The following is a 17,721-nucleotide window of genomic DNA, read 5'->3' as shown; positions in this document are numbered from 1 at the left end:
AATGTAGTAGAAGAGGTGCAGAGATCAGGCCAAGGGGGGCCAAAGACAAACGTTTTTCAAATCAGCCAGTTACGAAAAACATGATGGCACCGTGCCTGCTTGATTCTGCACGACAAGGGTATCAACTATGGCATTTTGCACGACTGACGCTCATCCCTGACTCGCTCCCACCCCGAACCGTGTCCGGTAATCACTGGGCGCCAACCCGGTAATCTTCTTGAACGTCGCCCGAAAGGCACTCGGATCCTGATAACCCACCGTCCAGGCAATGTGATCAATGGTGCCGTTGGTGAACTCGAGCATTTCCCGGGCCTTGCCGACCCGCAGGTGCTGGCAGTACTCGGTGGGTTTGAGCCCGGTTGCCGCACGAAATCGACGCAAAAAAGTGCGCTCTTCCAGCCCTGCCCGCTCGGCCATCGTCGCCACCGACACATCGGTCGCTCCGGTGCTTTGCAGCCAATGCTGGACCTTGAGAATCGAGGCGTCGCCATGGCTGAGAATGGGTGAAAAATTGCTGCCGCATTCACTTGCGCTGTCGCTGTGTTCCACCACCAGAAACCGTGCGGTACTGGTGGCGATGCTCGGCCCCAGCAGGCGGTTGACCAGGCGCAAGCCCAATTCGGACCAGGCCATCAGCCCGGCAGTGGTGATCAGGTCGCCGTCGTCAATGATGGGTGTGTCGGCCTTGAGCTTGATCGCCGGGTAACGCTCGGCGAAGGTTTTGGCCGAGGTCCAGTGGGTGGTGGCGCTGCGACCGTCGAGCAGCCCGCTTTCGGCCAACAGAATCGACCCCACACAAACCCCTCCGAGTGTCGCGCCATTAGCGTGTTGCTGACGCAGCCAGCGAATCAGCCCCTGCGGTGCCTGGCCTTCGGAAAAACCGGCAATCGACGGCGGGATCAACACCGCCACCAGCGCGCTGTCTGGAGCGGGATGACTGTCGTAGACCCGCTCGGGTGTCTGTTCGCCAGCAACCTGCCAATGGCTGACCCGCAGCAACGGCAACTGCGTCGCCTGATGCTCGGCGGCAATCCGGTTCGCCACCCCGAACAAGTCTGTCAATCCATGCACCGCCGCCATCTGCGCACCGGGATAGATCAGCACGCCCAGTTCGACGATTGGCCTTTCTGCGTCCATTGTCAGTTTTCCCCCTTCTATTGTCGGTGCGGCCAATCCTCGGACGGCCTGCGAGACCCAATACTTCATTCCACTCCAACAAGCACTTCGAGGACACAGTCATGGCCAAGCAAGCACTCATCGTAGTTGATATCCAAAACGACTACTTCCCCCAAGGCAAGTGGCCGCTGGTCGGCGCCGATGCCGCGGCGGACAACGCCGCACGGTTGATCAAAGCCTTCCGCGATGCCGGTGATTCGGTGGTACACATCCGCCACGAATTCACCTCCGACGACGCCCCGTTCTTCACCCCGGGTTCGGAAGGCGCGAAGCTGCACTCCAAAGTCCTGAATCGCGCCGATGAGCCTGTGGTGCTCAAGCATTTCGTCAACTCGTTCCGTGAAACACAACTGAAATCGATCCTCGACGAACAAGGCATCAAGGAACTGGTGGTCGTCGGCAGCATGAGTCACATGTGCGTCGACGGCATAACCCGCGCCGCGGCTGATTTCGGCTACACCGTCACCGTGATCCACGACGCTTGCGCCTCTCGCGACCTGGAATTCAACGGCGTCACGGTGCCCGCCGCCCACGTTCACGCCGCCTTTATGTCGGCCCTGGGCTTCGCCTATGCGAGCGTGATTTCCTCTGACGAATTCCTGGCGGCCACCCATTAACCACTTAACGCATTGATCAAATTCCAAAAAGGGCCCGCCGCGCTTGAGCGCTGCGGGCCTTTTTCGTGGGGCGAAAAATGTATGACAAAAAATCTCACGCGTGAGCTATTGAGCGTGACAAAAATTGCCTGTAGTGTTTCTCACGCGTGAGTTTTTCACAACGAGGTCAGCCCCATGAAAAGCAGCTCTCCATCGAGTCCTCCCACGGGGCCCGATAACGATTCGGCAAGCCGCAAGGGAGAGCGCTCGAAACCGTCCGCGAAGAAGCCATCGAGCTTTTACATGAAGCAGATGCGCGCGGGCCTGGGTGCCGCCGGTTATGTGAAACACGAGACTTGGGTGCTTCCCGAAAACCGAAGCCTGCTCAAGCAGATGGAGAAACAGCTTCGCCAACCGATTCTGGCTGGCTCATTCATGTCGGAGAATTACATGAGCGCAGGTACTAACTGGAACATCGATCGCCTCTACAGCGCCCTCCAGGCCCTGGATGAAGTGGTTTCGAACGACATTACGCTTTCTCTCGTTCAAGGCTCTGAATCCAGTATCAAGCTGGAAATGAACGATTTCGGTGGCTTGCCGATTTACATCGCGGTGGTGGGCGAACAAATCATCGTCGATACCGTTCTGGTCGACGTTGAGTCCATCAACGACATTCCGGCTTTCAACGACGCCGTGCTGCGCAGCCGGGAGATGTTCCCGCTGTCCTCGATCGGTATCGAGTCCATGCCGAACGGGCAGATTGTCTACAACATGTTCGGCGCTTTGAGCTCCGACTCCAGCCTGACGAACATCGTGACCGAGGTCAAAACCCTCGTCGACAACGTCCAGCGCGCCAGCGAAGCCTTCGAACGTTTCTTCAATTAATTACTCGGGAACAGGAAATATCCAATGACTCAGTCCATCTGGAGCAAATTGTTCACCGCGCTGCGTGGCGGTGCCAATGAAGTCGGCGAATCGATCGTCGACCAACAGGCCCTGCGCATCCTCGACCAGGAAATTCGCGATGCTGACAGCGCCCTGGCCAACGCCAAGCGTGAGCTGGTCACCATCATGGCCAAGCACAAACTCTCGGCTGACCGCGTCAGCGAGTACAACGCCAAGATCAAGGACCTGGAATCCAAGGCCCTGGCCGCAATCCAGGCCAACCGCGAAGACCTGGCCATGGAAGTGGCCGAAGCCATTTCGACCCTGACCAATGAGCTGGACGTCGAGCAAAAGCAGGCCACCGAGTTTGGCGGTTATGCGGACAATATGCGCAAAGACATCACCAAGGCTGAAAACCGCATCAAAAGCCTGCGTCAGCAAGTGGACATGGCCAAGGCGCGCGAAAGCGTACAGAAAGCCCAGGTCAGCGCGTCCATCGCCAGTGGCGGCGCCAATGGCAAGCTGGAAACCGCCGTCGGTACGCTGAACCGCCTGCAGGCCAAGCAGCAGCAACGCGCGGCTGAACTGGAAGCTCAGGACCAATTGGCCGATGCGTCGACGGGCACTGACCTGGAACGCAAACTGCGCGAAGCCGGCATCACGCCGAACGAAGGCAGCGCCAATGCGATTCTGGAACGCCTGAAGCAAAAATCGGCCGAGTAACTTTGCCGGACGCATAACCTGTGGGAGCGAGCCTGCTCGCGAAAGCGGTATGTCAGACAACATTGATGTCGACTGACACTCCCTCTTCGCGAGCAGGCTCGCTCCCACATGGAATGCGCCCAACTGACGGACATTCAACTGTCGAGGTCAAGGATGGATGCCCTGAAGGGTTTCAAGACAATCGCAGGCCTGGCCCTTTTCATGGTCGCGCTGCAACTGTTCAATGTAGCGACCGGCTACAGCCTCATGTCCTTCGGCCTGATCCCGAGAACCGTGCACGGACTGCTCGGCATCATCACCTCGCCTTTCCTGCACGCGTCCTTTGCACACCTGAGCGCGAACCTGGTTGCCTTCTTGACCCTGGGCACCCTGGTCATTGTCGAAGGGCTCAACCGGTTCATTGCCGTCAGTGCGATCATTATTCTGCTGGGCGGCTCACTGGTCTGGCTGTTCGGTTTTACAGGCGTCCACATCGGCGCCAGCGGCTGGGTATTCGGGTTATGGGCGTACCTCCTGTCCCGCGCCTGGTTCCACAGGAGCTGGGGCAACCTGATAACGGCCGGCGTCGTGGCCCTGCTCTACGGCGGTCTGATTTTTGGCTTCCTGCCTCGCCAGGGCGTTTCCTTCGAAGGCCATCTGTTTGGTGCGCTCGCCGGATTTATTGCAGCCAAGGTACTTTTCTCGGCACCGCGCAGCAGGTTAAATGCCGCCGGTTAAACGCACTTGCGCATTCAGACGCCGAGGCGATGAAGTCGCCAGGAACAAGTACCCACGGAGTCAGGGACGAAATGTCGATTTTCCTTTTATTGCGCCTGTACGCTTCCTCCCTCTTCCACCGATTCGGTTGGGCAGGCCTGGTCATTGCCTTGGGCGTACACCTGATCACCGCTTACCTGGGCCTGGTGCTTCTGGGCGAACAACACCTCACCGCCCCCGCCACGTTTACTTACTTCTATCTGACCACCACACTCACCGTCGGCTATGGCGATCTCGCGCCGCAGACAGCGGCGGGACGGATTTTCGTGGCCACCTGGGTGATGCTCGGGGGCATCGCGCTGCTGACGGCAGCCATCGGCAAAACCACCAGCAGCGTCATCGATGCATGGAGAAAAGGCATGAAGGGCAAAGGCGATTTCACCGGCAAGGTCGGCCATACGGTTCTCATCGGCTGGGAAGGCGCGTCCAGTGAACGGGTCATTGAGTTGTTGCTTCAGGACGAAACCTCGAGCGACAACCTGATCGTCATTTGCGATTGCACCCTCGAAGAAAATCCGATGCCGGGCAAAGCGAGCTTCATCAAAGGTGAAAGCCTGTCCTCTGTGGCCTTGCTGCTGCGCGCAGGGGTTCCCGGTGCCGAACGCGTTCTGGTGCGAACCTATTCAGACGACCTGACCCTGGCCACTGTGCTGGCGGTCAATCAACTGAAGCCTGTCGGGCATGTGGTCGCCCATTTCAATGACAGTGAAATCGCTGCGCTCGCCAGCGCCTACGCGCCCAGCCTGGAATGCACTTCAAGCATGGCCATCGAGATGTTGGTGCGCGCCTCTCAGGATCCGGGCTCGTCAGTGGTCATCAATGAACTGCTGTGCGTGGGCCAGGGCGCCACTCAATACCTGATGAAGCTGCCCGAAGCGTTCGAAGCCACGTTCGGCGACCTGTACTCGCGGATGAAAGAACACCACAACGCCACCCTCATTGGCTATCGCGCCAAAGGTGCCACACAACCGTCGATCAACCCGCCCAGCGCCACCCGCGTTGAGGGCGGCGAACTCTTCTACATCGCCTCCACTCGCCTCAAGGAAATCTCCAATGGGATGGTTTAAACAGTTGATGGGGCTTGAGGCCCCGAACGCGACGACCGAATCGAAATGGACCGCCAGCGAAACCCCGCCACCGGCCACTGGCCCATTGGGCCTGGGATTGGGCAAAGGCGTGATGTTCGACACCACCCTGAAATTGTTGCTCGACGGAAATACCACGGTGACCATCCCGGGCTCCCAGCAGATCTGGAGCAACGGCACCGTTGATCTCGGGCAGTCGACCTGGCTGTCGCGTTATTACATGAACGACGAAGACTACTGGCTGCAGGTGCACACCACCGGGGACATTGCCGGACAGGTCGAGTCGGTGATCCTGTTCAATTACCTCAGTTACATCACCATCAGCAGTGAAGCGGAGCTGCGCCGGTTGGCCGGTCCGCAAAGCCTGATCGGGCTGCCGACCTACACCCATAACAGCGTCGAATACACCCGTGAATGGGGCACCGAGAATGGCCAGACAGAGTTGGTGGCGCTGAGCGAACAGCTGAAGAATCCGGACGAGTCCTACAGTATCGAACACCGTTCGATGCTTTACGCTCGCGAAACCGGCCTGACCGATCGCCGGGAATTCCTGCTGTTTTCCGTCGAAGAAGACGCCGAAGGCACCATCAGTTTGAGCACGTCGCTGGGCATCTCGCTGTACACAACCGACCTGAACACGTTTTAAAAAAGGAAGAAGTCCATGCTAGAAGCACTCTCCATCTCCCTGAACAAAGCCGCCGTGTTCGGGTTTGTCACGTACCTTCTCGGCGCTGCCGTGTTGTTCGCCCTGTTCCAGTTCATCTACACCCGCATCACGCCGCACAAGGAATTCGAACTGATCCGCTCGGGCAACGTTGCCGCTGCGATCGCCCTGGGCGGCGCCATCATCGGTTTCGCCATTCCGGCCAGCAATGTGATTGCCTACTCGATCAGCATCCTCGACTTCGTCGTCTGGGCGGTGATCGCCGCCCTTGTACAACTGCTGGCGTTCCTGGTGACCAGCCTGGTGCTCAAAGGCACCTCCGAGCGCATCAAAAAAGGTGAAATCGCGGCCGGCATCTACGTGGCAGCCGTGGCCATCAGCGTCGGCATGTTGAACGCCGCGTGCATGACTCCTTCCCAGAACTGATTGCGCCCGGAGCTCCCGATGAAACGAAGCAAGTACGTTCAGCTTTCGCTGGCAGCGTCGGTCGCCATGGCGATATCAGGCTGCGGGCCGACGGAAAAAACCTACGCGGTGCAGAAGAAGTACAACTTCCAGTCCGTCCAGCAATGTGCCGATGAAAAGCTCCCGGTGGATGTCTGCTCGGACGCCTACATGACGGCCATGGCCGAGCACCGCCGCATAGCGCCGGTGTACGACAACCAGGCCGATTGCGATGCCGACTTTGTCGCCGACTGGTGCCAGCAGGACTCCGCTGGCAAGTTCATCCCCAAGCTGGGCGGTTTCGAACTGACCGCCGATGGCCAGGTCACGCAATCCCAGGTAGACGCAGCCAAGGCGCAATTACCGGCCTCGGAAGCGAACAGTGGCGGCTCGGGTTTCTCCACCAGCAGCCTGCTGACCGGCCTGCTGATCGGCAACATGCTGAGCAGCAACCGCAACAGCTACTACTCCGAGCCGGTGTACCGCTATCGCGATGATCGTGGCAGCTATTCGAACTCGACACTCAGCCAGCGGATTGCCAAGGGCTCGACGTTTACCAAGTCCAATCAGGCGAGGTACGGCAGCAGCAATTACGCCGACTCGGTCCGCTCTTCTTCCAGCAAGCCGGTCTCCGTTGCCTCGTCCACTTCCCGTGGCGGCTTCGGTAGCAAGGCCAGCGCACGCAGCGGCTGGGGCGGCGGCGGGTCGAGCAGTTAAGGAAACCGGGCCATGAAGAAAATCCATTGTGCAGAGCGTGCTGACTGGAAACAGACCGCCGAGAGTCTCGGCTTTCTGTTCCACACCATCGACAACGAGCCCTACTGGGACGAGAGCGCGTATTACCAGTTCTCGCTCAAGCAGATCGAGAACGATCTCGAAGACCCGACCACCGAGATCCATGATATGTGCATGGACCTGGCGGCCCGCGTGGTTCAGAGCGAGGAGTTGCTGGAGCGCCTGAGCATTCCCGCGCCATTCTTCGACATGGTTCGCACCTCCTGGCTCGAAGGTCACCCGCACCTGTACGGGCGCATGGACTTTTCCTACAACGGCACCGGACCCGCCAAGTTGCTGGAACTCAACTACGACACGCCAACCAGCCTGTATGAGGCCGCGGCGTTTCAGTGGGGCTGGCTGGAACAATGCATCGAACGCGGTTTGCTGCCCAAGCATGCCGACCAGTTCAACAGCATCGACACCAAACTGCATCAGGCCTTCGCTCAATTGCAGCTCAAGCAGCCCTTCTACTTCGCCTCGATGAAAGATTCGGTCGAAGACAAGGGCACCACCGATTACCTGCGGCTGGTGGCGGAAAAGGTCGGCATCGAGTCACGCCATATCGACATCGAAGACATCGGCCTGACCAGTGACGGACGTTTCGTCGACCTGGAGGATCGCTGGATTCCTCACCTGTTCAAGCTGCACGCCTGGGAGTTCATCTTCCACGAGCCCTTTGGTGCCGCGATTGCCCAGAGTGATACGCAGTTTTTCGAACCGGCCTGGAAATCCATCATTTCCAACAAAGGCATCCTGCCGCTGTTGTGGGAGTTCAACAAAGGTCACCCGAACCTGCTCGCGGCGCACCTGGATACTGACCCGGGGAAAGCGGTGCCGAAAGGCTGGGTGCGCAAGCCGTTCTTCTCGCGGGAAGGCGCCAACATCGAGTTGCAAACCGCTGACGGTCTGATCGTGAAAGAGGACGGGCCCTACACCGATGCGCCGTTTATCCTTCAGGAGTTCGCGCCGCTTCCGCAGTTCGGCGACAGCTTTACTTTGATTGGCTCCTGGGTAATCGGCGATCAAGCGGCAGGGATCGGCGTGCGTGAGGACAACAGCTTGATCACCAAGGATTCGAGCCGGTTCTTGCCGCATCTGATACTCGACTGAGCCCTCCGTCGCCCACTAAAAAGACCCTGTGTGGACATATCGACAGACGCCCGCAAGACTTATGGCTGAAATGCCGGATAATGGCCGCCAAATCGTCTAGCCGTTATTCTGGTAATCCCCCATGGAAATCAAGGTCAACTTTCTCGACAACCTTCGACTTGAAGCCAAGTTCGACGACTTCACGGTGGTGGCCGATCAACCTATCCGCTACAAGGGCGATGGCTCGGCACCGGGTCCGTTCGACTACTTCCTGGCTTCGTCGGCGTTGTGTGCGGCTTATTTCGTGAAGCTGTACTGCGACACTCGCAGTATTCCCACCGAAAACATCCGCCTGTCGCAGAACAACATTGTTGACCCGGAAAACCGCTACAACCAGATTTTCAAGATCCAGGTCGAGTTGCCGGCGGACATCTCCGACAAGGACCGCCAAGGCATCCTGCGTTCCATCGACCGTTGCACCGTGAAAAAAGTCGTGCAAGCCGGGCCTGAGTTTGTGATCGAAGAGGTGGAAAACCTCGACGCCGATGCCCAAGCGTTGCTGATGCCTGCTTCTACCTCAGAGGCGAGCACGTATATTGCGGGCAAGGATCTGCCGCTGGAGCAGACCATCGCCAATATGTCGGCCATTCTGGCGGACCTGGGCATGAAGATTGAAATCGCCTCGTGGCGCAATATCGTGCCCAACGTGTGGTCGCTGCATATCCGCGATGCGCACTCGCCAATGTGTTTTACCAACGGCAAGGGCACAACCAAGGAAGGCGCGCTGGCGTCGGCGTTGGGCGAGTTTATCGAGCGACTCAACTGCAACTTCTTCTACAACGACCAGTTCTGGGGCGAAGAGATCGCCAACGCGCCGTTTGTGCATTACCCGGACGAACGCTGGTTCAAGCCTGGCCGTAAAGATGAACTGCCGGCCGAAATACTCGACGCGTACTGCCTGAAGATTTACAACCGAGAGGGCGAGTTGCGTGGTTCCCACCTGATCGACACCAACTCGGGCAATGAAGAGCGCGGCATCTGCTCGCTGCCCTACGTGCGCCAGTCGGACGGCGAAGTGGTGTATTTCCCGTCCAACCTGATTGAAAACCTGTTCCTGAGCAACGGCATGAGTGCCGGCAACACGCTGGCCGAAGCCCAGGTGCAGTGCCTGTCGGAGATCTTCGAGCGCGCGGTCAAACGCGAAATCATCGAAGGTGAATTTGCCCTGCCGGACGTGCCGGCCAACGTGCTGGCGAAGTACCCCGGGATACTGGCCGGTATTCAGGCGCTGGAAGAGCAAGGGTTCCCCGTATTGGTGAAGGATGCGTCCCTGGGGGGTGAATTCCCGGTGATGTGCGTCACGTTGATGAACCCGCGTACCGGCGGTGTGTTCGCCTCGTTCGGCGCGCACCCGAGCCTGGAAGTGGCGCTGGAACGCAGCCTGACCGAGTTGCTTCAGGGCCGCAGCTTCGAAGGCCTCAATGACTTGCCCCAGCCGACGTTTGAAGGCCATGCGGTGACCGAGCCAAATAACTTCGTCGAGCACTTCATCGATTCCAGCGGCGTGGTGTCGTGGCGCTTCTTCAGCTCCAAGTCCGATTACGAATTCGTGGAGTGGGACTTCTCCGGCCAGGGTGAAAACTCGAATGCCGAGGAAGCCGCGACCTTGTTCGGCATTCTCGAAGGCATGGGCAAGGAAGTGTACATGGCGGTCTACGAGCATATCGGCGCGACGGCATGCCGCATCCTGGTGCCGGACTATTCGGAAATCTATCCCGTGGACGACCTGATCTGGGATAACACCAACAAAGCGCTGTTCTTCCGCGCCGATATCCTGAACCTGCATCGCCTGGACGACGACGAACTGCAAGCACTGGTTGAGCGGCTGGTGGAAAGTGAGCTGGACGACTACACCGACATCACCTCCCTGATCGGCATCGAGTTTGACGACAATACGGCCTGGGGTCAGCTGACGATCCTGGAGTTGAAGCTGCTGATTTATCTCGCCTTGCAGCAATTTGAAGAGGCGAAAGAGGCGGTGGAGATGTTCCTGCAGTACAACGACAACACCGTTGAACGTGGCTTGTTCTACCAAGCCGTCAACGCGGTGCTGGAGATGAAGCTGGACGAAGACCTGGAGCTGGAAGACTACGAGGCCAATTTCCACCGGATGTTCGGCAACGAGCGAATGGATGCAGTGATCGGCTCGGTGGACGGCAGCGTGCGCTTCCATGGCTTGACGCCGACCAGCATCAAACTGGAAGGCCTCGATAGACACCTGCGCCTGATCGACAGCTACAAAAAACTGCACGTGGCGCGGGCCAACGTGACGACGTTATCCAGTTAATAGCGCCCACAAAAAAGCGAAGCCAGATGGCTTCGCTTTTTTGTTACTGACTGGATAGCTGCTTTTTAGAACGGGATATCGTCATCAAAGCTGTCGAAATCCGGAGCCGGCTGCGGAGCGGCCTGCTGTGGAGCTGGAGCCTGACGCGACTGCTGCGGTGCCGACTGCTGCGGGCGCGGAGCCTGCTGGCGTGGAGCCGGGGCGGACTGCTGGTAGTTATTGCCCCCGCCTTGTTGGTCGCCCTGCTGTGGACGGCCGCCGAGCAGTTGCATGGTGCCTTGCATGTCGACCACGATTTCAGTGGTGTAACGCTTGATACCGTCTTTTTCCCACTCGCGGGTCTGCAGCTTTCCTTCGATGTAGACCTGCGAACCTTTACGCAGGTATTCACCGGCGATCTCGGCCACCTTGCCGAACATCGACACACGGTGCCATTCGGTCTTCTCGACCTTCTGACCGGTTTGCTTGTCGGTCCATTGTTCGCTGGTCGCCAGACTCAGGTTGGTCACGGCGTTACCGTTAGGCAAGTAGCGAACTTCGGGATCCTGGCCGCAAGTGCCGACCAATATGACTTTGTTAACCCCACGGGCCATAACGTTCTCCTAGGCTACGCACGCTGCCCCGGCCGGGTTGTTCACCAGGCGCTCAAGGGTGGTGCGATCCAATAGTTCTGTGTCCAATTTGATGTAAATCGCCGCCTCATCAGCAACGATTACCGCATCTGTTACCCCTACGACGGCCTTCAGGCGCTCAACCAGACCCGCTTCGCGGATCGCCTCGGGCGACAACGGCAAGCGCAGGCTCGTGACATAAGGTGGTTCGCGCATGGTAACAGCAAAGGCCAGCCAGAGGGCAGCCAGGCCGGCGCATCCGAGGAATACAACCGACAAACCGCCGTGCTGGAACATCCAGCCGCCGAGGATCCCGCCGAGCGCCGAACCGAGGAACTGGCTGGTGGAATAAACCCCCATCGCCGTGCCCTTGCCGCCTGCCGGTGAAACCTTGCTGATCAGCGATGGCAACGAAGCTTCCAGCAGATTGAACGCGGTAAAGAACACCACCGTGCCAATCACCAGAGCCCGCAGGCTATCGCCGAACTGCCAGAAGAATAGCTCAGTGAGCATCAGCGTCGCGACGGCGCCCAGTAAAACTCGTTTCATTTTGCGTTTCTTCTCGCCGTAGATGATGAACGGGATCATGGCGAAGAAGGAAATCAGCAGCGCGGTGAGGTAGACCCACCAGTGCTGTTCTTTGGGCAACCCGGCTTTTTCGACCAGGGCCAATGGCAATGCAACGAAGCTCGACATCAACATCGCGTGCAACACAAAAATGCCCAGGTCCAGGCGCAGCAGGTCCGGATGCTTGAGCGTCGGCATCAGCGCCGAACGGGCGACGCCGGACTCACGGTGCTGCAACGGGCCTGTGGAACGCGGCACCATGAACATCACGATCACGATACCGAACAGCGCCATGCCGCCGGTGGCGAGGAACAACCCGGACAGACCGAACGCACGAGTCAGCAACGGTCCTACAACCATGGCGACAGCGAACGACAGACCAATCGTCATGCCGATCATGGCCATGGCTTTGGTCCGGTGCTGTTCGCGGGTCAGGTCTGACAGCAACGCCATCACCGCCGCGGAAATCGCCCCGGCGCCTTGCAGGATTCGTCCGGCGATCACGCCCCAGATCGAATCGGCATTGGCTGCCAGCACGCTACCGAGGGCGAAGACGATCAGCCCGAGGTAAATCACCGGGCGACGACCGATGCGGTCGGAAATGAAGCCGAAAGGAATCTGGAAGATCGCCTGGGTCAGGCCGTAAGCGCCAATCGCCAGCCCGATGAGGGCCGGGGTCGCTCCTGCCAGATCCATCCCATAGGTCGCCAGTACCGGCAACACCATGAACATGCCAAGCATACGGAAGGCAAACACCAGGGCCAGACCGCTTGCTGCTCGGGTCTCGCTGCCACTCATGCGTTCGCTGTGGGGATCGTGCATGGAAAAACCTCATGTGAACCGGCGGCGATTCTACCAGTCCCATCGATTGACGGGGTATATCGCGACGCTTTGACGCGCTCCGCTGACAGACTCTTCATGTAAGACACCCATCCGCTCGTTTGATAGTGTGCATCCATCCAGTATTTGGCCGTATACTCCTACGTTTTCGACGCCCGCCAAGCGAGGCCACTTTGGACAAGATCCTGATTCGTGGGGCCCGAACCCACAACCTGAAGAACATCGACCTGACCCTGCCACGGGACAAACTGATCGTCATCACCGGCCTGTCCGGATCCGGCAAATCGTCCCTGGCGTTCGACACGCTGTACGCCGAAGGCCAGCGCCGCTACGTCGAATCGCTGTCGGCCTATGCCCGGCAGTTCCTGTCGATGATGGAAAAGCCTGACGTCGACACCATCGAAGGTCTGTCGCCAGCCATTTCCATCGAACAGAAGTCGACCTCGCACAACCCGCGCTCGACGGTCGGCACCATCACCGAAATCTACGACTACCTGCGCCTGCTTTATGCCCGCGTGGGTATTCCGCGTTGCCCAGATCACGACATTCCGCTGGAAGCGCAGACCGTCAGCCAAATGGTCGACCTGGTCCTCGCCCAACCGGAGGGCAGCAAACTCATGCTGCTGGCCCCGGTGATCCGCGAGCGTAAAGGCGAACACCTTTCGGTCTTCGAAGAACTGCGCGCCCAGGGCTTTGTGCGAGCCCGGGTCAACGGCAGGCTCTGTGAGCTGGACGAATTACCGAAGCTGGATAAGCAGAAGAAGCACTCAATCGATGTGGTGGTCGACCGCTTCAAGGTGCGCGCCGACCTGCAACAGCGTCTGGCCGAGTCGTTCGAGACCGCGCTGAAGCTGGCAGACGGCATCGCCCTGGTCGCGCCGATGGACGATGAGCCCGGCGAAGAAATCATCTTCTCCGCGCGCTTCGCCTGCCCGATCTGCGGTCATGCCATCAGCGAACTGGAACCCAAGCTGTTCTCCTTCAACAACCCGGCTGGCGCTTGCCCGACTTGCGATGGACTGGGTGTTAAGCAGTTCTTCGACATCAAGCGATTGGTCAATGGCGAACTGACGCTCGCGGAAGGCGCGATTCGTGGCTGGGACCGGCGCAACGTCTATTACTTCCAGATGCTCGGCTCGCTGGCTTCGCACTACAAGTTCAGCCTGGAAGTGCCGTTCAACGAACTGACGGCCGATCAGCAGAAGTTCATCTTGCACGGCAGCGGGTCGCAGAACGTCGACTTCAAATACCTGAACGACCGTGGCGACATCGTCAAACGTTCGCATCCGTTCGAAGGCATCGTGCCGAACCTGGAACGACGCTACCGCGAAACCGAATCCGCCTCGGTGCGTGAAGAGCTGGCCAAGTTCCTCAGCACACAACCTTGCCCGGATTGCCGAGGTACTCGCCTGCGGCGTGAGGCGCGGCATGTGTGGGTGGGCGAGAAGACGCTGCCGGCGGTGACCAATCTGCCGATTGGCGATGCCTGTGAATATTTTGGCGTGCTGAAACTCACCGGCCGTCGCGGTGAAATTGCCGACAAGATTCTCAAGGAAATTCGCGAGCGACTGCAGTTCCTGGTCAACGTTGGCCTGGACTATTTGTCGCTGGATCGCAGTGCCGACACGTTGTCCGGTGGTGAAGCGCAGCGTATCCGTCTGGCCAGCCAGATCGGCGCAGGCCTGGTTGGCGTTCTGTACATTCTCGACGAACCGTCGATTGGTTTGCACCAGCGAGACAACGATCGATTGCTCGGTACGCTCAAGCACCTTCGGGATATCGGTAACACGGTGATCGTGGTCGAGCACGACGAAGATGCGATTCGCCTGGCTGACTACGTGGTGGACATCGGTCCGGGCGCGGGTGTACACGGCGGGCATATCGTCGCTGAAGGTACGCCGGCCGAGGTCATGGCTCACCCGGATTCGCTGACCGGCAAATACTTGTCGGGCCGGGTGAAGATTGCAGTCCCAGCCAAACGCACGCCGCGTAACAAGAAGTTGTCGCTGTCCCTCAAGGGCGCTCGCGGCAACAACTTGCGCGATGTCGATCTGGATATTCCAATCGGCCTGCTGACCTGTGTAACCGGCGTGTCCGGCTCGGGCAAGTCGACGCTGATCAACAACACCTTGTTCCCGCTTAGCGCTACAGCTTTGAACGGTGCGACGACGCTCGAAGCGGCCGCTCACGACAGCATCAAAGGTCTGGAGCATCTGGATAAGGTTGTCGACATCGACCAGAGCCCGATCGGTCGAACGCCACGCTCCAACCCGGCGACCTACACCGGGTTGTTCACACCGATTCGCGAACTGTTCGCCGGCGTGCCGGAGTCCCGCTCCCGCGGTTATGGTCCTGGACGCTTCTCCTTCAACGTGAAGGGCGGACGTTGCGAAGCTTGTCAGGGCGATGGCCTGATCAAGGTGGAAATGCACTTCCTGCCGGACATCTATGTCCCATGTGACGTCTGCAAGAGCAAGCGCTATAACCGCGAAACCCTGGAGATCAAGTACAAGGGCAAGAGCATCCACGAAACCCTCGAGATGACGATCGAGGAAGCGCGAGTGTTCTTCGACGCGGTTCCGGCCCTGGCGCGCAAGCTTCAGACGCTGATGGATGTCGGCCTGTCGTACATCAAGCTCGGGCAATCAGCGACCACGCTGTCGGGTGGTGAAGCCCAGCGGGTGAAGCTGTCCCGTGAACTGTCCAAGCGCGATACCGGCAAGACGCTGTATATCCTCGATGAGCCGACGACCGGCCTGCACTTCGCGGATATTCAGCAACTGCTCGACGTGCTGCATCGCCTGCGCGACCACGGCAACACCGTGGTGGTGATCGAACACAACCTCGATGTGATCAAAACCGCTGACTGGTTGGTGGACCTGGGACCAGAAGGTGGTTCCAAGGGTGGCCAGATCATTGCAGTCGGTACGCCGGAAGAAGTGTCGGAAATGAAGCAATCTCACACGGGCTTCTACCTCAAGCCGCTGCTGGCTCGCGACAAAGCCTGAATCAGGCCCACGAAAAAGCCCCTGTCACTTCATCGGTGACAGGGGCTTTTTTTGTAGCCGCCGGAATTAGAACTGCGATTGCAGGTAATTCTCCAGACCGATCAACTTGATCAGACCCAACTGTTTCTCGAGCCAGTAGGTGTGATCTTCTTCGGTGTCGTTCAGCTGAATACGCAGCATCTCGCGGCTGACGTAGTCCTTGTGCAGCTCGCAGAGCTCGATGCCCTTGCAGAGTGCGGCGCGGACTTTGTATTCCAGGCGCAGGTCAGCGGCGAGCATCTCAGGTACGGTGGTGCCGACATCCAGGTCGTCCGGACGCATCCGCGGCGTGCCTTCGAGCATGAGGATCCGGCGCATCAGGGCGTCAGCGTGCTGCGCCTCTTCTTCCATCTCGTGGTTGATACGTTCGTAGAGCTCGGTGAAACCCCAGTCCTCGTACATCCGCGAATGGATGAAATATTGATCACGCGCCGCCAGTTCGCCGGTCAGCAACGTGTTGAGGTAATCGATTACGTCTGGGTGGCCTTGCATCGCCCTACATCTCCCTGCTTGAAAGTCAGCAGTTTGAACCAAGCCGGCTGCCTGGTCACTTCGTTTGCGCGACAAAAGCGAAGAAATCCTGAGAAATGTGGCTTAAATAACGCAAAAACCGCCCAAATAAGGGCGGTTCTGCTTCTCGTTTAGACTTCGTTAAGCTGTACGTCCAACGCCGTTGCGATTGCTTCTCCGTACGCCGGGTCGGCCCTGAAAAAATGCTGCAATTGACGATCAATCACGTCGCTGGAAACCCCTGCCATGGCGCCGGCAATGTTGTTGATCAGCAGCGTTTTCTGCGCATCGCTCATCAGACGGAACAGCGCACCCGCGTGACTGTAGTAGTCAGTATCTTCGCGATGATCGTAACGATCAGCTGCACCACTCAGCACCAGCGCCGGCTCTGCATAGCGAGGTGCTTGTTTCGGCGAGTCAACGTAGCTGTTCGGCTCATAGTTAGGTGTCGCACCTCCATTGCTGCCAAACGCCATCGAACCGTCGCGCTGATAGCTGTTCACCGGGCTGCGAGGCGCGTTCACCGGCAATTGCTGGTGGTTGGTGCCAATACGGTAGCGGTGAGCATCGGCGTAAGCGAACACTCGACCTTGCAGCATGCGATCCGGCGACAAACCGACACCCGGAACCATGTTGCTTGGCCCGAACGCCGCTTGCTCGACTTCAGCAAAATAGTTCTGCGGGTTGCGGTTAAGCTCCAACTCGCCCACTTCGATCAGCGGAAACTCTTTCTGCGACCAGGTTTTGGTCACGTCAAACGGGTTCTCGTAGTGCGCTGCGGCCTGAGCCTCGGTCATGATCTGGATGCACACGCGCCATTTCGGGAAATCACCGCGCTCGATCGCGCTGAACAGATCACGCTGTGCGTAATCTGGATCGGTACCAGCCAGGCGCGCCGCTTCTGCTGGCGCCAGGTTTTTGATCCCTTGCTTGGTCTTGTAGTGCCATTTCACCCAGTGACGTTCGCCATTGGCGTTGATCAGGCTGTAGGTGTGGCTGCCGAAGCCGTGCATGTGACGGTAGCCATCGGGGATGCCACGGTCCGAGAACAGAATAGTGACCTGATGCAACGCCTCAGGTGAGTGCGACCAGAAGTCCCACATCATTTGTGCGCTTTTCAGATTGCTTTGCGGAAGACGTTTTTGGGTGTGAATAAAGTCCGGGAATTTGAGCGGATCGCGAATGAAGAACACTGGCGTGTTGTTGCCGACGATGTCCCAGTTACCTTCTTCGGTGTAGAACTTCAGGGCAAAGCCACGTGGATCGCGCTCGGTGTCGGCCGAACCACGCTCACCGCCCACGGTGGAAAACCGCAGGAAGGTTGGGGTTTGCTTACCAACAGATTCAAACAGTTTGGCACTGGAGTACTCGGTGATGTCCCGAGTTACGGTGAACGTACCGTAAGCACCCGAACCTTTAGCGTGTACGCGGCGCTCAGGGATGTTTTCACGGTTGAAGTGGGCAAGCTTCTCGATCAGGTGAAAGTCGTCGAGCAGCAGCGGGCCACGAGGGCCGGCGGAACGGGAATTCTGGTTGTCGGCGACAGGAGCGCCACTGGCGGTCGTAAGTGTTTTATTTTGGCTCATGCGATCTTCTTCCTCTGT

General features: G+C 58.6%; 16 protein-coding genes. 11 read left to right on the top strand and 5 right to left on the bottom strand.

Going from position 1 to position 17,721, the window contains the following annotated elements; all coding sequences use genetic code 11:
* Positions 1-150: 150 nt before the first annotated feature.
* Entirely contained in the window at positions 151-1,137 is a 987-nt protein-coding gene (locus tag EAH74_RS20925; protein ID WP_140680791.1) for a GlxA family transcriptional regulator, read from the bottom strand.
* 101 nt (positions 1,138-1,238) lie between these two features.
* Between EAH74_RS20925 and EAH74_RS20920 the strand changes: the two genes are divergently transcribed.
* The 10 genes from EAH74_RS20920 to EAH74_RS20870 all read left to right on the top strand — a co-directional run bounded on the left by EAH74_RS20920 (position 1,239) and on the right by EAH74_RS20870 (position 10,542).
* Positions 1,239-1,793 carry a cysteine hydrolase family protein gene (locus tag EAH74_RS20920; protein WP_140680789.1) on the top strand — a complete coding sequence of 185 codons (555 nt, stop codon included), beginning with the start codon at positions 1,239-1,241 and terminating at the stop codon, positions 1,791-1,793.
* 282 nt (positions 1,794-2,075) lie between these two features.
* Positions 2,076-2,657, top strand: a complete 582-nt coding sequence (locus tag EAH74_RS20915) for a YjfI family protein (RefSeq protein WP_123365596.1) — start codon at positions 2,076-2,078, stop codon at positions 2,655-2,657.
* Positions 2,658-2,681: 24 nt separating this feature from the next.
* Entirely contained in the window at positions 2,682-3,380 is a 699-nt protein-coding gene (locus tag EAH74_RS20910) for a PspA/IM30 family protein (RefSeq protein WP_140680787.1), read from the top strand.
* A gap of 153 nt (positions 3,381-3,533) precedes the next feature.
* A complete protein-coding gene (locus tag EAH74_RS20900) occupies positions 3,534-4,097 on the top strand; it encodes a rhomboid family intramembrane serine protease (RefSeq protein WP_140680785.1) in 564 nt (187 codons plus the stop codon).
* Positions 4,098-4,168: 71 nt separating this feature from the next.
* Positions 4,169-5,203: an ion channel gene (locus EAH74_RS20895; protein ID WP_140680783.1), complete on the top strand. Its 1,035-nt coding sequence runs from the start codon at positions 4,169-4,171 to the stop codon at positions 5,201-5,203.
* A complete protein-coding gene (locus tag EAH74_RS20890; protein WP_140680781.1) occupies positions 5,190-5,867 on the top strand; it encodes a DUF2491 family protein in 678 nt (225 codons plus the stop codon). The genes EAH74_RS20895 and EAH74_RS20890 overlap by 14 nt, the downstream gene beginning before the upstream one ends.
* Before the next feature lie 15 nt (positions 5,868-5,882).
* Entirely contained in the window at positions 5,883-6,311 is a 429-nt protein-coding gene (locus EAH74_RS20885; RefSeq protein WP_123365591.1) for a DUF350 domain-containing protein, read from the top strand.
* 18 nt (positions 6,312-6,329) lie between these two features.
* Positions 6,330-7,046, top strand: a complete 717-nt coding sequence (locus EAH74_RS20880) for a DUF1190 domain-containing protein (protein WP_140680779.1) — start codon at positions 6,330-6,332, stop codon at positions 7,044-7,046.
* A gap of 12 nt (positions 7,047-7,058) precedes the next feature.
* Positions 7,059-8,216 (top strand): glutathionylspermidine synthase family protein, encoded by a 1,158-nt coding sequence (locus EAH74_RS20875; RefSeq protein WP_123365589.1) that lies wholly within the window; start codon positions 7,059-7,061, stop codon positions 8,214-8,216.
* A gap of 121 nt (positions 8,217-8,337) precedes the next feature.
* On the top strand, positions 8,338-10,542 hold the full coding sequence (locus EAH74_RS20870) for an OsmC domain/YcaO domain-containing protein (protein ID WP_140680777.1): 2,205 nt from the start codon (positions 8,338-8,340) through the stop codon (positions 10,540-10,542).
* Positions 10,543-10,607: 65 nt separating this feature from the next.
* On the opposite strand, the gene EAH74_RS20865 is transcribed toward EAH74_RS20870, so the two are convergent.
* Positions 10,608-11,135, bottom strand: coding sequence for a single-stranded DNA-binding protein (locus tag EAH74_RS20865; RefSeq protein ID WP_016969466.1), 528 nt, complete (start codon positions 11,133-11,135; stop codon positions 10,608-10,610).
* A gap of 9 nt (positions 11,136-11,144) precedes the next feature.
* A complete protein-coding gene (locus tag EAH74_RS20860; RefSeq protein WP_140680775.1) occupies positions 11,145-12,542 on the bottom strand; it encodes an MFS transporter in 1,398 nt (465 codons plus the stop codon).
* Between the two features lie 191 nt (positions 12,543-12,733).
* Between EAH74_RS20860 and uvrA the strand changes: the two genes are divergently transcribed.
* Positions 12,734-15,568 (top strand): excinuclease ABC subunit UvrA, encoded by a 2,835-nt coding sequence (uvrA, locus tag EAH74_RS20855; protein ID WP_140680773.1) that lies wholly within the window; start codon positions 12,734-12,736, stop codon positions 15,566-15,568.
* A 66-nt stretch (positions 15,569-15,634) separates the two neighbouring features.
* Here the strand turns inward: uvrA and bfr are convergent, their stop codons facing one another.
* Both bfr and EAH74_RS20845 read right to left on the bottom strand, forming a co-directional pair.
* Entirely contained in the window at positions 15,635-16,099 is a 465-nt protein-coding gene (bfr, locus tag EAH74_RS20850) for a bacterioferritin (protein ID WP_140680771.1), read from the bottom strand.
* A 149-nt stretch (positions 16,100-16,248) separates the two neighbouring features.
* The gene (locus EAH74_RS20845; RefSeq protein WP_140680769.1) at positions 16,249-17,703 is read right to left on the bottom strand and encodes a catalase; all 1,455 of its coding nucleotides are present in this window, start codon (positions 17,701-17,703) and stop codon (positions 16,249-16,251) included.
* Positions 17,704-17,721: the final 18 nt, after the last annotated feature.

It is taken from the genome of Pseudomonas mandelii, assembly GCF_006438925.1.
In the GTDB taxonomy this organism is placed as follows: domain Bacteria; phylum Pseudomonadota; class Gammaproteobacteria; order Pseudomonadales; family Pseudomonadaceae; genus Aquipseudomonas; species Aquipseudomonas mandelii_C.
Note: the sequence above shows the minus strand (reverse complement) of the source record. Positions and strands in the feature narration are given on the sequence as shown.